The 15,971-nt window shown below is 55.4% G+C and carries 13 protein-coding genes; 2 read left to right on the top strand and 11 right to left on the bottom strand.

The window, feature by feature from the left end; genetic code table 11:
- Positions 1-63 precede the first annotated feature (63 nt).
- From pgk to tkt, 9 genes are all read right to left on the bottom strand, one after another.
- Complete coding sequence (pgk, locus tag SK54_RS05960) at positions 64-1,227, bottom strand: phosphoglycerate kinase (RefSeq protein ID WP_015571809.1); 1,164 nt, start codon at positions 1,225-1,227, stop codon at positions 64-66.
- 49 nt (positions 1,228-1,276) lie between these two features.
- Positions 1,277-2,296, bottom strand: coding sequence for an erythrose-4-phosphate dehydrogenase (gene epd / locus SK54_RS05955; RefSeq protein ID WP_015571810.1), 1,020 nt, complete (start codon positions 2,294-2,296; stop codon positions 1,277-1,279).
- A gap of 293 nt (positions 2,297-2,589) precedes the next feature.
- On the bottom strand, positions 2,590-3,300 hold the full coding sequence (locus SK54_RS05950) for a nucleoside/nucleotide kinase family protein (protein ID WP_045340106.1): 711 nt from the start codon (positions 3,298-3,300) through the stop codon (positions 2,590-2,592).
- The gene (locus tag SK54_RS05945) at positions 3,297-3,806 is read right to left on the bottom strand and encodes an MltR family transcriptional regulator (protein WP_015571811.1); all 510 of its coding nucleotides are present in this window, start codon (positions 3,804-3,806) and stop codon (positions 3,297-3,299) included. The genes SK54_RS05950 and SK54_RS05945 overlap by 4 nt, the downstream gene beginning before the upstream one ends.
- 15 nt (positions 3,807-3,821) lie before the next feature.
- Positions 3,822-4,793, bottom strand: coding sequence for a class II fructose-bisphosphatase (gene glpX, locus SK54_RS05940; protein ID WP_023295396.1), 972 nt, complete (start codon positions 4,791-4,793; stop codon positions 3,822-3,824).
- The gene (locus SK54_RS05935) at positions 4,790-6,067 is read right to left on the bottom strand and encodes a zinc-binding dehydrogenase (protein WP_015571813.1); all 1,278 of its coding nucleotides are present in this window, start codon (positions 6,065-6,067) and stop codon (positions 4,790-4,792) included. The genes glpX and SK54_RS05935 overlap by 4 nt, the downstream gene beginning before the upstream one ends.
- Before the next feature lie 23 nt (positions 6,068-6,090).
- Positions 6,091-7,470, bottom strand: a complete 1,380-nt coding sequence (locus tag SK54_RS05930) for a PTS mannitol transporter subunit IICB (RefSeq protein WP_048246890.1) — start codon at positions 7,468-7,470, stop codon at positions 6,091-6,093.
- 27 nt (positions 7,471-7,497) lie between these two features.
- The gene (cmtB, locus tag SK54_RS05925; RefSeq protein WP_023295399.1) at positions 7,498-7,941 is read right to left on the bottom strand and encodes a PTS mannitol transporter subunit IIA; all 444 of its coding nucleotides are present in this window, start codon (positions 7,939-7,941) and stop codon (positions 7,498-7,500) included.
- Between the two features lie 313 nt (positions 7,942-8,254).
- The gene (gene tkt, locus SK54_RS05920) at positions 8,255-10,246 is read right to left on the bottom strand and encodes a transketolase (RefSeq protein ID WP_015571818.1); all 1,992 of its coding nucleotides are present in this window, start codon (positions 10,244-10,246) and stop codon (positions 8,255-8,257) included.
- 272 nt (positions 10,247-10,518) lie between these two features.
- Here tkt and SK54_RS05915 point away from each other — a divergent pair, with 272 nt between their 5' ends.
- On the top strand, positions 10,519-11,277 hold the full coding sequence (locus tag SK54_RS05915; RefSeq protein WP_017382909.1) for a metalloprotease LoiP: 759 nt from the start codon (positions 10,519-10,521) through the stop codon (positions 11,275-11,277).
- Between the two features lie 210 nt (positions 11,278-11,487).
- Complete coding sequence (locus SK54_RS05910; RefSeq protein WP_045343966.1) at positions 11,488-12,756, top strand: OprD family outer membrane porin; 1,269 nt, start codon at positions 11,488-11,490, stop codon at positions 12,754-12,756.
- Between the two features lie 83 nt (positions 12,757-12,839).
- On the opposite strand, the gene SK54_RS05905 is transcribed toward SK54_RS05910, so the two are convergent.
- Together SK54_RS05905 and SK54_RS05900 are read right to left on the bottom strand one after the other, a co-directional pair.
- Positions 12,840-14,480: a thiamine pyrophosphate-binding protein gene (locus SK54_RS05905; protein ID WP_015571819.1), complete on the bottom strand. Its 1,641-nt coding sequence runs from the start codon at positions 14,478-14,480 to the stop codon at positions 12,840-12,842.
- 13 nt (positions 14,481-14,493) lie between these two features.
- Complete coding sequence (locus tag SK54_RS05900) at positions 14,494-15,963, bottom strand: aldehyde dehydrogenase (RefSeq protein ID WP_015571820.1); 1,470 nt, start codon at positions 15,961-15,963, stop codon at positions 14,494-14,496.
- Positions 15,964-15,971 lie beyond the last annotated feature (8 nt).

Genomic DNA, 15,971 nt, shown 5'->3' with positions numbered 1-15,971 from the left:
GAAAAGGTGCGAGCTCTGATAAGCGCGCTGAAAATTGGGCAGGTTTCCCTGCCCCTGAATGGCTTACTTCTTAGCGCGCTCTTCGAGCATTGCTACTGCTGGCAGGACTTTACCTTCCACGAATTCGAGGAATGCGCCGCCACCAGTGGAGATGTAGGAGATCTTGTCAGCGATACCGAACAGATCGATAGCTGCCAGGGTGTCACCACCGCCTGCGATAGAGAACGCTTCGCTGTCTGCGATAGCGTTAGCCACGATCTCAGTCCCTTTGCGGAAGTTCGGGAATTCGAACACGCCGACAGGACCGTTCCACAGGATAGTTTTTGCGTTTTTCAGGATTTCAGCCAGTTTCTGTGCAGAAACGTCGCCCAGGTCCAGAATCTGCTCTTCATCTTTGATGTCGTTAACAGATTTCAGGGTTGCGGTAGCGGTTTCGGAGAACTCGGTAGCTACACGAACGTCAGTTGGAACCGGGATATCACAGGTGCTCAGCAGACGTTTGGCTTCGTCAACCAGATCCGCTTCGTACAGGGATTTACCCACGTTGTGGCCTTGCGCAGCAACGAAGGTATTCGCGATACCACCACCAACGATCAGCTGGTCAGCGATTTTGGACAGGGAATCCAGTACGGTCAGTTTGGTAGAAACTTTAGAACCACCAACGATAGCGACCATTGGACGAGCAGGTTCTTTCAGAGCTTTACCCAGCGCTTCCAGTTCGTCAGCCAGCAGCGGACCTGCACAGGCGACGTCTGCGAATTTACCGATACCGTGGGTAGATGCCTGCGCACGGTGAGCCGTACCGAATGCATCCATCACGAATACGTCGCACAGCGCAGCGTATTTTTTGGACAGGGTTTCGTCGTCTTTCTTTTCGCCTTTGTTGAAGCGAACGTTTTCCAGAACAACCAGCTCACCTTCGGCAACTTCCACGCCGTCCAGGTAATCTTTCACCAGGCGAACCGGGCTGGACAGTTTGTCTTTCAGGTAATTAACAACCGGCAGCAGAGAGAACTCTTCGTTGTACTCGCCTTCAGTTGGACGGCCCAGGTGGGAGGTGACCATCACTTTAGCGCCCTGCTTCAGAGCCAGTTCAATGGTTGGCAGAGATGCACGGATACGCGCGTCGCTGGTCACTTTGCCATCTTTAACCGGTACGTTCAGATCGGCACGGATGAAAACGCGTTTACCTGCCAGATCCAGATCGGTCATCTTAATTACAGACATGGTGAATCCTCTCGTTGATTCTTAAAGTTTTGCAAGCGCAAGGTGCGCTCTACCTGAAACCTTTTGCGGCCATGGCTAACGTGGTGTCGAGCATTCGGTTAGCAAAGCCCCATTCGTTATCACACCAGACCAGCGTCTTGATAAGGTGCGCACCACTGACTCGCGTCTGCGTGCCATCCACGATGGCGCTGTGCGGGTCGTGGTTAAAATCTACTGAGACCAACGGTAATTCCGTATAGTCAACTATACCATGAAATGCTCCCTGTGCCGCTTTTTGCAGCAACAGGTTGACTTCACAGGCTTTTACCGGTTTTTTCACCGTCACGCTAAGATCGATTGCGGTGACGTTTATCGTCGGCACGCGCACGGCAATCGCTTCGAAACGGTCGTTAAACTGCGGGAAAATACGGGTGATCCCGGCAGCCAGTTTCGTATCCACCGGAATGATGGACTGGCTCGCCGCGCGAGTGCGCCGTAAATCCGGATGGTAGGCGTCGATGACCTGCTGATCGTGCATGGCGGAGTGAATCGTGGTCACGGTGCCGGATTCAATGCCATACGCATCGTCTAACAGTTTAATGACCGGAATAATGCAGTTGGTGGTGCAGGAGGCGTTGGAGACAATGCGGTGTTCAGCTTGCAGCTCGTGCTGGTTGACGCCAAACACGACGGTGGCGTCGAGGTCGTTACTGCCGGGATGGGAGAACAGCACTTTTTTCGCGCCAGCATTCAGATGCGCTTCGCCATGTTCACGGTTACCGTACACGCCGGTACAGTCCAGCACCACATCCACACCCAGTTCGCGCCAGGGCAGCCCTTCAATACTGTTCTCATGCAGCACGCGGATGGCATCGTCACCGACGAACAGCTGTTCCCTTTCCTGGCGAACGTCCCAGGCAAAGCGACCGTGGCTGGTGTCATATTTCAACAAATGCGCCATGCCCGCAGCATCCGCCAGTTCATTGATTGCCACCACGGTGATTTCCGCACGACGCCCGGATTCATATAAAGCACGAACCACGTTGCGCCCGATGCGACCGAAGCCATTAATCGCTACGCGTACGGTCATAGATCTCCTGCAAAGCTATCCCTGAGTTTGAGGTGGCTGAAAGAGTAATCCAGCGACGCCCGAAGGGGAATCCTTGCTGTCACAAACTGCGATTGATTGGTCAATTGTCGAACATTTAATCGACTGAAACGCTTCAGCAAGAATAAGCGAATCGGGGAATAAAAGGAATCTCTGTCTAGATTAAGAGCGATTTTATCTGATCTCCATCACATTTTTCCGGAATAATCCCTTTTCCTCCCGCCACGTAAAAACGCGGCGGGTCGACCGGAGCCCCTACTGAAAGCCGCTGAGGATCAGACGAGTCGGTATTCGCCATTTGCCGACATCATCAGTTCAACATTGGCAGGACGGCTGTGACGCAAAACACGCTCCACGTTTGGCCCGTCGGTGCGCGCATAAAACGCGTCGGCGTCGGCCTGAGAGAGTCCGCCGGCCAGCTTACGTCCAACCAGGCGCGTACGTAAGGCTTCGGCGGGGGCGCGAATAAACAATGAAAAATCACAGTATTCCATCAGCGTTCGCCATCGTTCGTCATCAAGCAGCAGCCAGTTACCCTCAACAATCACGACAGGGGCCGTTACCACGATTGCATCTTCGACAGGGTCGTGCGTTTGCCGGTCATACTGCGGCCAGGTACCGTCGCCCTCTTTTATCTGCCGCAGATGTTGCGCCAGCCTGTCGACATCAAAGGTCTCCGGGGCGCCTTTGTACGCGCGCAGGTTATGCGCTTCCAGCCAGACGTTGTAGTGATGAAATCCATCCATCGGCAACGTCTGAATCGGAGCGAGCCCCTCCATCTGACGAGAGAGGAATTCCCAGAAGGCGGTCAGCGTGGACTTGCCCGTACCGGGCGGGGCGCTGAGAAAAACAATCGTACGTCTGCTGGCGCTGGCGAAATGCCGTTTCGCCAGTTGCCGCAGCAAAGGCTTATGAACATTTTCAATTTCGTCGTCAGGATAATGTGCTTCTACATATAGCCCATTGACCGTTAGCCCAATTTTCACGGCGTAAGTTCCTTTAAAATTGTCGTTACCGCCAGGGTGAGCGCCGTCTTGATCATTGCGGTAAAGCGCACCTCAGACCATGCGGCAAAGTCAGCAAATTTCATCGACTCCAGCGCGCTAAATAACGTCGCGTTACGGGTGATGCAATTAACGTTGCTGATAAAATCCCAGGTGATGTCATCGGCGAAGCCAGGGATCGTATCCTGCTCGTTCAGATACTGATAAAACTGCGAAAAATGCGTTATGTCGGCGTAGAGCCATTTTTCCATTTTCCCCAGCGCATAGATCAGGCGTAACGCCACATCGATGTCATCAAGCGGCCCACTCCGGGCGAGTAACGGCTTCACTGCATATTCCACGATCTCTTCATCGTTATCGACAAACAGCGACGGCAGAAAACATTTAATGCCCTGGAGTAAAAAAGACTGTGCCGTCGTCATAAATGCGAGGAGGTTATTCTGAGCATCCAGTTGCTCAAGCACATCGTCTTCTGTCAGTGTCGTCATTTGTATCTCGATAAATCACCGTGAATGCAGAGAGTCTATTATATTACACGTTCGATCTGCGCCGCCGATCAGTAAAGTTTGCGTGCGCACACCCTTCGCAACCTGTTGAATACCTTTAACCAGTTCGCCGCCCGTCACGCCCGTCGCGCTGAACAGAATGTCATTGCCCTTTACCAGTTCGCTAAGGGTATAGATACGATTGACTTCCACCTTCATCTCCGCACAGCGACGGTGCTCCTGCACGGCGACCCTACGGTTCTCAGGACTCTCCCCTTTCGCTTCACAAAAATCGATCAGCTCCGCCTGCATATCGCCACCCAGCGCTTTCACCGCGCAGGCGGAGATCACCCCTTCCGGCGCGCCGCCTGTGGTGTACATCAGATCATAGGGATTATCCTGTAAGCAGGTCAGAACGCTGGCGGCGACGTCGCCATCGGGCAGCGCAAACACTTTCACGCCCAGTTGCGTCGCCTCGGCAATTGCATTTTGCAGGCGCGGTTTGTCCAGCGTCACCATCCGCAGATGCTCCAGCGGCTTGCCCAGCGCCCGGGCAACGTTGCGAAGGTTTTCTGCCAGCGGGAGATCGAGGCTGATTGCCCCGGCTGCCGCTGCGTTAACCACCAGTTTTTTCATGTACATATCAGGGGCATGAAACAGGCGGCCCTCAGGCGCAAACGCCATCACAGCCAGCGCATTGCTTTGCCCCATCGCCACCATGCGGGTGCCCTCGATGGGATCGACGGCAATATCCACCGCCGGGCCGATGCCGCTTCCGACCTCCTCGCCAATCCACAGCATTGGCGCATGGTCGATCTCACCTTCGCCGATAACGATACGCCCGCGCATCGCTATCGCGTTTAGCGCCTCGCGCATGGCGGTTACCGCCAGCCCGTCGATTCGGTTTTTATCGCCGCACCCGGTTTGCGGCCAGGCGGCCAACGCCGCCTGTTCCGTAACGCGAAAGAGCGGCCATGCCAGAGACATCATGCCGCCGCCTCCCCAATATCCACACCAAACTGCGCCAGCAGATAGCGCTCTGCTTTTTCATTCCAGATGCCGTGCGTCTCTTCCACAAGCCTTGCCAGCTCCCGGAAAAGCGGATCGGTTTTGCCCTTTTCGGCAAAATCGGCAATGGCCGTTAACGGCATGGTGACACCGTTATAGATAAGCTTCTTGCCTCCAGAAATGTCCGGAAGATTGAGTACCGTATGCGGCACCGCATCAAGGCCGCCGATGTGGGTCACCATAAACGACGGCTGGAGCTGGCCCGTCGCACTCAGCGCAATCGCCTCTTTCATGTCCTCCGTCGAGCCGCCGGAGGTGCCCACCACGTGGGTACTGTTGTAATGGACGTTGTAAAAATTAAACGGCACCTTGAAATTGCTGTCCGTTGGTCCGGCGAAGAAATTCAGGCACCCGTCCTCGGCGAGAAGATCGTCTGCCAGTTCAATGACCGCCGGAACCGCGGCATAGACAAACACGTCGTCAAAGCCTGCATTGTCAGTTAATGCGCGTAACGTAGCGGCAGGGTTCTCCAGTTCGGAGGTATTGACATAGATAAGCTCAATACCCTTTTGTGCCGCCAGCTCAACCGGCAGGAGTTTTTCCGCCTGCGCAAGACGAGCCTCATCGATATCCACCACCACAACGCGCGACGGCTGAATCCCGCCGTTAATCGCATAATCAATAGCGCCAATTCCCATCGGCCCGGCGCAGGCCAGAAGCGCAATATTACCTCCCGGTTTCACACCCATCCGGTGCTCATAGACATATTGCGTCGTATGATAATTGGCGTTATACGCGCCGATAATGCAGCACATGGGTTCCGCCAGCGAAGCCGCCGCAAAATAGGAGCCGTGATAAGGTAAAACGCAGCCCAGATTAATCGCAACTTCTGGAATAATCATATACGTCGCATTGCCGCCAAAATATTCATAGCTGTAGCCAGCAGAATAACCGGTCGGTAATCCCATTGCCGGTTGTAAAACAAAGCGCTGACCTTTTTTATATTTTTCGGTCAGATTTTTCCCGACCTCAACAATCACCCCGGCGCATTCATGTCCGGTGATGACCGGATGATTTTCCAGATCGTCCGGCACACGTTTATGTTCACTGCCTAATTTCGCTGCCTTCCAGGTTGATAAACAAACGCTGTCAGAAATTACGCTCACCAGCAGTTCATTGTCGCTTATTTCGGGCAGTTCAAATTCACGGATACGAACATCCTGCTTGCCATAAATGGCAGCCACTTTCGTTTTCATAATGACTCCAGAAACCAGATAGATTAATTCGCCGTTAAATGCTTAAAGAGATCGTCAAGCTGCGGATCGCCGAGATAGTTTTTTATCAGCACTAACGGTTTGTCACTGACCCGTTTAGCACGCCCCTCCAGGCTGGCATGGGTAACAATAATGTCCGCATCGTCAGGCACATTTTCGATGGCGTAATGTTTTACGTCGATATCTCGCCCGGCCTTTTCCAGACGCTTGCGGAATGTCGTCGCGCCCATAGCGCTGGAGCCCATTCCGGCATCGCAGACAAAAGCGATATGCTTAATATCCTGGTAAGAAAACTTGCCTTCCTGCTTCATGGCTTTTACGGCGTTGGCAGAATCATTGAAAGTATCTTCCGTTTCAGCTTCGCTATTTTTATTCATATTCAGGATAAAAGAGGCGACTGCAAAGGTGACCAGCGTGCCTGCCGTTACGCCAGCAATCGTTGCGAGAAAAGCACCCTTAGGTGTTAACGCGAGATAGGCGAAAATCGAACCCGGACTTGGGCCAGCTACCAGACCACCGCCCAACATATTAAATATCCACGTTCCGCTCATGCCGCCAGCAATCATCGCAATCAGCGTCAGCGGTTTCATCAGTACGTAAGGGAAATAGAGCTCATGAATGCCGCCCAGGAAGTGAATAATCATCGCGCCAGGGGCTGATTTCTTTGCCATCCCTTTGCCAAAAAAAGTAAAAGCCAGCAGCAGACCTAATCCCGGCCCGGGGTTGGAGGCCACCATAAAGAAGATGGATTTACCCGTTTCGGAAGCCTGCTGCATTCCCAGCGGATAATAAACACCCTGATCGATAGCGTTATTTAAAAACAGGATTTTTGCCGGTTCGTTAATCAGCGACAGCAGCGGCAAATAGCCCGCATGCACCAGTGCTTCAATACATTCTTTGATAAAGTTATTGGCAATTAACACCGCAGGGCCGATCACTTCAAATCCCAGCAGGCAGAGGAGCATGCCCGCAATACCCAGCGAGAAGTTGTTGATGACCATCTCAAAACCAGCGGGAATGCGTTTATCCAGCAGCCGATCGATGTGCTTAATCACCAGACCGCCAAGTGGCCCCATGATCATTGAGCCGAGGAACATAGGAATATCCGCGCCGATAATCACGCCGATAGTGCCGATCCCCCCCATCACCGCCCCACGTTTGCCGCCAACCAGGTGTCCACCGGTAGAGCCAATCATCACCGGCAATAAATAGGTGATCATCGGACCGACAATTTTGGCAAAATGCTCATTTGGCATCCAGCCGGTTGGAATAAATAATGCGGTAATAAATCCCCAGGCAATAAAAGCGCCAATATTCGGGATGACCATTGCAGTCAAAAAGCCCCCAAAAGCCTGGACCTTTGCACGAGCAGACTTGTGTTCCATAATAATGTCCTGTAAAGGAGAGAATAATTATGCGCGAGCGATAATATCCGCCAACTGCTTTTCTGACTTAGCGGTTAACAACGCCGACAGTTTATCTTCTTCACATAATAATTCGCTTAATGCCTGGATAGCGCCGATATGTGAATCCGCATCCGCCGCCGATAAACCAATGAGTAATTTCACGGGCTCATCGTCGTCGGCAAACTGCACTTCCTGTTTAAGAAGCGTTAATGACATACCTGTTTTTAAGGCACCGCACTCCGGACGGGCATGAGGCATCGCTACACCCGGAGCGAGAATGTAATAAGGACCATTAGTGAGCGTCGAGGTTTTAATTGCTTCAATATAACCAGCGTTAATATAATGATTTTGCAGCAAAGACGACATGGACAAATCAATGGCTTCCTGCCAGTCCTTTGCTGCGGATTTTATTGATATTGAGGATTCAGGGAAATAATCAATTAACCGCATATATCATCCTTATTTTATTTTTAGGGTACAACGTATCGCTAAAAACAAAATACGCCTGCGGTAAAATGAAATCAAACGGGGAGAAAATGGCGAGCGTGTCAGAACGCATTTTAATAAAACGAATGAAAACATATCGTTAAAAACAAGAAATAAAAAAGCAAGTCTATATATGTGATATCCATTGCAAATTACACATATTATGACTTTACGCATTTGTGACGGGAATCACCAAATATATGTTGTTAACACAAAAAAAATACCATCGAAATAAAAACGGGCCGCCTTAGCGACCCGTTTTGCCTCACTGGGAGAGTTACAGCAGTTCTTTCGCCTTAGCGACAACGTTCTCAACGGTGAAGCCAAACTCTTCAAACAGCTGTTCAGCCGGCGCAGACTCTCCAAACGTGGTCATACCGACGATAGCACCGTTCAGGCCCACGTATTTGTACCAGTAGTCAGCAATACCCGCCTCCACCGCCACGCGAGCGGAGACCGCTTTAGGCAGTACGGATTCGCGGTACGCGGCATCCTGCTTGTCGAACGCATCGGTAGACGGCATGGAGACTACGCGCGCTTTCACGCCTTCAGCAGTCAGTTTTTCCCATGCGGCAACGGCCAGTTCAACTTCAGAACCGGTCGCGATGAAGATCAGCTCAGGCTGGCCTGCGCAATCTTTCAGCACGTAACCACCGCGCGCGATGTTTGCCAGCTGCTCTGGGGTACGCTCCTGCTGCGCCAGGTTCTGACGGGAGAGGATCAGTGCGGTCGGGCCATCATGACGCTCAACGCCGTATTTCCACGCCACCGCAGATTCAACCTGGTCACATGGACGCCATGTGCTCATGTTCGGGGTCACGCGCAGAGAAGCCACCTGCTCTACTGGCTGGTGGGTAGGACCGTCTTCGCCCAGACCGATGGAGTCGTGGGTGTAGACCATCACCTGACGCTGTTTCATCAGCGCAGCCATACGCACGGCGTTACGTGCATATTCCACAAACATCAGGAAGGTAGAGGTGTACGGCAGGAAACCACCGTGCAGAGCGATACCGTTGGCAATCGCGGTCATCCCGAATTCACGTACACCGTAATGGATGTAGTTACCGGCAGTATCTTCGTTGATTGGCTTAGATCCGGACCACAGGGTCAGGTTTGATGGCGCCAGGTCAGCGGAACCGCCGAGGAATTCTGGAAGCAGAGGGCCAAACGCTTCGATCGCATTCTGAGATGCTTTACGGCTGGCGATCTTGGCTGGGTTCGCCTGCAACTTCGCGATGAACTCGTTCGCTTTCGCGTCGAAGTCAGACGGCATGTCGCCTTTCATACGACGGGTGAATTCAGCCGCTTCCTGAGGGAAGGCTTTCGCGTATGCCGCGAACTTCTCGTTCCAGGCCGCTTCTTTCGCCTGGCCCACTTCTTTCGCATCCCACTGAGCGTAGATTTCAGACGGGATTTCGAAGGCAGGGTGTTTCCAGCCAAGCGCTTCACGGGTCAGTGCAATTTCCGCGTCGCCCAGCGGTGCGCCGTGGGAGTCGTGAGTGCCCGCTTTGTTCGGAGAACCGAAGCCGATGATGGTTTTGCACATCAGCAGGGACGGTTTGTCGGTCACGGCGCGCGCTTCTTCTACGGCACGTTTAATCGAGTCAGCATCGTGGCCATCAACGCCGCGCACAACGTGCCAGCCGTAAGCTTCGAAACGTGCGGCGGTGTCGTCAGTGAACCAGCCTTCAACATGACCGTCGATGGAGATGCCGTTGTCGTCGTAGAACGCAACCAGTTTACCCAGCTTCAGGGTGCCTGCCAGGGAGCACACTTCGTGAGAAATGCCTTCCATCATGCAGCCGTCGCCCAGGAAGGCGTAGGTGAAGTGGTCAACGATGTCGTGGCCAGGACGGTTAAACTGCGCCGCCAGGGTCTTCTCTGCAATCGCCATCCCTACGGCGTTAGCGATGCCCTGACCTAGCGGACCGGTAGTGGTTTCAACGCCAGCGGTGTAGCCCACTTCCGGGTGACCTGGAGTTTTGGAGTGCAGCTGACGGAAGTTTTTCAGCTCTTCGATTGGCAGATCGTAGCCAGTGAGGTGCAGCAGGCTGTAGATCAGCATAGAGCCGTGGCCGTTAGACAGCACGAAACGGTCGCGGTCTGCCCATGCCGGGTTCTGCGGGTTGTGGTTAAGGAAATCACGCCACAGGACTTCGGCGATGTCAGCCATGCCCATAGGGGCGCCCGGGTGGCCGGATTTGGCTTTCTGTACTGCGTCCATGCTCAGCGCACGAATAGCATTAGCAAGCTCTTTACGTGAGGACATTTTAACTCCAGATCGGACTGTTAAAGGCCATGCCCTTGACGACAGCGCGTTTTGGGCTACGCCGGAAAAAAGTGCCAACAATGTAACCCAAGCCGCAGGGCATGTACATGGACCATTCTTTTGCAGCTTAAGAAATCTCTGGATCATGCTCGCATGTTGCGCAATCTGCTCGCCCGCCTCTGTCGATATTCCTTATACTTAGCCCGACACCGGCTTCGTTGACGGTGCATTTTTCGGAATTAATTCAGATTAACGAGTACGGAAGCAACATCATGAAAATGCGTGCAATCGGGCTGGCTGTGGGAACAACGCTCCTGCTAAGCGGCTGTCAGAATATGGATTCTAACGGCCTGATGACCTCAGGCGCAGAAGCTTTTCAGGCCTACTCATTGAGCGATGCGCAGGTGAAAGCGTTGAGCGACGAGGCCTGTAAGGATATGGATGGAAAAGCTACGCTTGCCCCGGCAAACAGCACCTACACGCAGCGTCTGAACAAGATTGCTTCCGCGCTGGGCGACAACATTAACGGTCAGCCGGTGAACTACAAGGTGTATATGGCGAAAGACGTCAACGCCTTTGCGATGGCGAACGGCTGTATCCGCGTTTACAGCGGCCTGATGGACATGATGACCGACAACGAAGTGGAAGCGGTGATCGGCCATGAAATGGGTCACGTTGCACTGGGTCACGTGAAGAAAGGGATGCAGGTTGCGCTGGGCACCAATGCCGTGCGCGCAGCGGCGGCCTCTGCGGGCGGCATCGTCGGCAGCCTGTCCCAGTCGCAGCTGGGCGACGTGGGCGAAAAACTGGTGAACTCGCAGTTCTCCCAGCGTCAGGAGTCGGAAGCGGATGACTACTCTTACGATCTGTTGCGCAAACGCGGCATCAATCCATCGGGTTTAGCTACCAGCTTCGAAAAACTGGCGAAACTGGAGGAGGGCCGTCAAAGCTCCATGTTTGACGATCACCCGGCTTCGGAAGAGCGTGCGCAGCATATTCGCGACCGTATGGCGGCAGACGGAATTAAATAATTTCAGAAGGAGGCAGTTTTGCCTCCTTTTTATTTCGCATGAATTGTTAACTTAAAAGCACGTATCGATAACACCCCTGAAAGCCCCGCCAAATCTACCCTGCCACTCTGAAATGTCTGGTCACATAATTATTGCAAAGGTTACTTTTTCCGGTAATTATCTCTTCCGCAGTTATTCAAATTAATATATCCAGACAGAGACGTTCCCTCCGTGAAAAAAGAATTATCATTAATTGCTTTAAGTTTATTTGCCGCATTACCTGCCGCCGCAAGCCAGCAATCCGACAGCAAGGGTTTTATTGACGACAGCCATCTGGATCTGTTTTTACGCAATGCGTATATCAGCCGCGACTACCATCAGGGCCAGCAGGACAAAGCCGAATGGGGTCAGGGGATCATCGCCACGTTTGCATCCGGCTATACCGAAGGGCTGGTGGGCTTCGGCGTGGACGGTATCGCGCAGTATGGCGTGCGTCTGGACGGTGGCCGCGGCAAGAGCGGCGCGGGCGGCATCGACTTCTTTAAGCAGGAAGACGACGGCCGGGCAAAATCCGATCTGGCAAAGTTTGGCGCGACGGCCAAAATGCGCATCTCCAATACCGTGCTGAGCTACGGGAACCAGCGTCCTGAACTGCCAATCATTACATCCGACAGCTCCCGCCTGCTGTTTGAAAGCTACACCGGCACCCTGCTGACCTCGAAAGAGATCGACGGTCTGGAAGTCAACGCCGGTTACTTCACCGACGAGCAGCGTAAAAGCGATGACCGCCACGACAGCGGACTGAAGAGCCTCTCCTTCGGCGGTGCGAGCTATCAGTTTAACGACCAGTTCAGCGGCGCGCTGTACGCCTCTCATAACGAAGAGGTGATGAACAAGCAGTACCTGGGCATGAACTTCAAACAGCCTTTCAGTACCGGGCAGCAGCTGGTGCTCGACTTCAACGGCTATAACTCCCGTCTCGACCAGCATTACGCGGACAGCCTCAACACGGGCCTCAGCAACACCATCTGGAGCCTGGCAGCGAGCTATATCTGGGACATTCACACGTTCAAAGTGGCGTACCAGCAGAGCAGCGGCAGTACCGGCTACAACTACGGCGGCTATCGCGACAAAGGCGGCGTGGGTGACGGCGGTAACACCATCTGGCTGGCGAACTCCTACTGGTCTGATTTCAACGGCGAAGATGAACGTTCCTGGCAGGCATCCTACGGTCTGGACTTTGGCGGCCTTGGTTTACCGGGCCTGAGCTGGACCACCGCCTACGTGCGCGGCGATAACATCAAAACCTCTGAAACCAGCAATGGCAAAGAGCACGAGTGGTTTAACCAGATCCAGTACCAGGTGCAGGATGGCCCGGCGAAAGATCTGAAGCTGAAGCTGCGCTACTCCGTACTGCGCGTCTCCAGCAACGCCAGCGAGTACAACGTGGGCGGGGACGAGATCCGCGCTTACGTGGAATACCCGTTTAACGTGTTCTGATGAAAAAAGCCGGGTGGCGGCTTCGCCTTACCCGGCCTACCGTTTTCTCCCTGTGGAAGAGGGTTAGGATGAGGGGGAAACAGCTAGTAAAGCGTCTTCTGCGGCGGCCCCGCAAACTTAAGGGCGCCAATCTGCCCCATCCGCACTTCCACTACCGACGGCCCCGGCATCGCCAGCGCCTCCGTCATCACCGCATCAAAATCCTCTGCCCGCTCAACGCTCCACGCCTGAAGGCCAATCGCCTGCGCCAGCAGGGTAAAGTCCGGCGTATGCAGTTCGTTATAGTACTGACGCCCGCCAAAATATTTATCCTGAATACCACGCATTACGCCGTAGCCCCCGTCGTTCATGACAAGCAGCGTCACGTTAGCTTTCTCCTGCGCCAGCGTCGCCAGCTCGCCTAAATTGAGGCTCAGGCCGCCGTCGCCCACCAGCCCCACCACCTTGCGCTGCGGGTTGGCAATCGCGGTGCCGATGGCCATCGGCAGCCCCATACCAATCGCCCCGGCGAGGGAGTGAATGTTCATCATCGGACCGTTAGCCCTGAACAGGCGGCTACCCCACAGGCTGCCGGACACGGTGATATCGCGCACCAGCAGGCCGTCTGTCGGCAGGGCTTTTGCTATGGCGTCGTTAAGCTTCGCATAGGCGCCGCACTGCTCGCGCAGCCCCTGTTCGGCTTGCCCGACCGCCTGCTGCACCTGCATATCCCACTGGGGACTGCCCCACTCGCGGCCCTGCACTTTTTCAGCCAGCGCGCCAAGCACCGCTGAACAATCGGCTATCAACGTGCTATCCATCAGGTAGTTACGGCTTGCCGCCGCCGGGTCGATATCGATCTGCACCCGCGGGGAAGGCAGCTCAAGCGTCCAGGAACGGGTTTCGTTGCTGCGCAGGCGTGAACCGGCGACCAGCGTAAAATCGCACTGCGCGATCAGCGCCTCAACCGACGGCGAGTTGTGGAACGCGCGAAGGCTGGCGCGGTGGCTGTCCGGCAGCACGCCGCGCGCATGGGTGCTGGAAATCACGGTGATGCCCGCATCCGCCAGCGTTTTAACCGCGTCTGCGCTGCCCAGCGCCCCGCCCCCCAGCCACAGCAGCGGCTGTTTCGCCTGTTTGAGCTGCGCCCACAGCGCGTCAACCATTTCGGTATCCACGGCTGGAACCGATGCCGGTTTAACCGGTTTAGTCACCAGCGACAGCGGAATTTTGGCGCCCTGAATATCAATCGGGATTTCCACCGAGACCGGTCCGCACGGCGGGGTCTGCGCGTCCTGGATAGCTTTATGCAGAATCGCTATCGCCTGATTCGCATTGCTGATGCGGTACGCCCGTTTTGAGCTGGCCTTCAGGAAGGTCAGCTGGTCACGGGTTTCATGGATAAACCCGGTGTCGGCGTCCAGCCAGGCTTTCTCTACCTGCCCGGTTAAATGCAGCAGCGGCGTGCAGGCATTCATGGCTTCCACCAGCGCGCCTACCGCGTTCCCGGCCCCCGCGCCGGTGCTGGTCAGCGCCACGCCGAGACCGGAAAAGCGCCCGTGGGCATCGGCCATGGTGACGGAACCGGCTTCACCGCGCGCAGGCACAAAGCGGATATGGCCCCGCTGCCCAACCGCATCCGCGATCGGCAGGTTGTGAATGGAGATGACGCCGTAGATGGCCTCAACCTGATACTGCTCCAGCGTTCTGGCGATGGCGTCGCCGACGGTTATCATTTCGCTCATTGCTCACCCTTTCTCAGTCGCACCAGTGGTTGACGCTGTTACCCGTCGCCAGATAAATGCTCTTTTGTTGCATCCAGGCTTTCAGCCCCTGAATACCCTTCTCGCGGCCCAGACCGCTCTCTTTAAAGCCCCCGAACGGGGTCGAAATCGCAAAAACCTTGTAGGTGTTGATCCACACCGTGCCTGCCTCCAGCTGCTCGCTGAGACGCAGGGCGCGTCCGGTATCGCGCGTCCAGATCCCCGCCGCCAGGCCGTAAACCGAGTCGTTCGCCTCGCGGATAAGCGTGGCTTCATCGCCAAACGGCATCGCCACCAGCACCGGGCCGAAGATCTCTTCCTGACAGGCGCGGGCGCTGTTGCTCAGCCCTTCGATAATCGTGGGCAGGAAAAAGCTGCCGTTTGCCAGAGCGGGATCGGCGGGTATCTCACCGCCGCACAGCACGCGGCCCCCTTCACGCTTCGCCAGTTCGACGTACTCGATCACGCTCTGGCGATGTTTTTCGCCGATCAGCGGTCCGACATGCACGCCGTCGGTAAACGGGTGTCCGACGCGCAGCCCGCGAGTTAATTCCAGCAGCCCCGCCATCAGCGGGGCGTAAATGCTCTCGTGGATAAACAGCCGCGACCCGGCGATACACGCCTGCCCCGCCGAGCTGAAAATGCCATAGCAGATCCCGCGCGCGGCCTGTTCGATATCAGCATCCTCCAGCACGATGGTCGGCGATTTGCCGCCCAGCTCCAGCGAGGCCGGGATCAGTTTTTCCGCCGCCACGTGCGCCAGATGACGGCCCGTGGTGGTACCGCCGGTAAAGGAAATTTTGCGCACGCGAGGATGACGCGCCAGCGCATCGCCAATCACCGAGCCTTTGCCCGGCAACACGCTCAGCAGCCCGGCGGGCAGCCCGGCCTGTTCAAAAATCCGCGCCAGCTCCAGCGCCATCAGCGGCGTGGCTTCAGCGGGCTTGAGGATCACCGCGTTCCCGGCGGCAATCGCCGGTGCGACCTTCTGCATTTCGCTGGCAATCGGCGAGTTCCACGGCGTGATGGCCGCCACCACGCCGAGCGGCTCATAGCGGCTCAGCGTCAGCAGATCCGGCTGGCGCGGCGTGGGCAGTTCCCCTTCCAGCAGCTCGCAGGCGGCGGCAAAGTAGCGCGCCGTTCCCGCCGCGCTCATCACCAGCCCGCGCGCTTCCGCCAGCGGCTTGCCGTTATCACGGCTCTGCATCTGCGCCAGCGCGTCGACGCGGGATTCAATGAGATCGGCAACCTTATACAGGATCTTCGCGCGCATATGCGGCAGGCTGTTACGCCATGCGGGATCGCGCCAGGCGCGCTCTCCGGCGTCTACCGCCTCCTCCAGGTCATCCAGACTGGCGGCGTTCAGCGTCGCGTTGATCGACCCGTCTGCCGGGAAGTGGCTCTGCATCGGGTTGCCGCCGCCGTGTCGCCACTGGCCGCCGATAAAAATCTTCAGATCGTCCATCGTCTCTC

Source organism: Enterobacter sp. MGH120 (assembly GCF_001037725.1).
In the GTDB taxonomy this organism is placed as follows: Bacteria; Pseudomonadota; Gammaproteobacteria; order Enterobacterales; family Enterobacteriaceae; genus Enterobacter; species Enterobacter hormaechei_C.
This window is presented reverse-complemented; position numbering and strand designations above follow the sequence as displayed.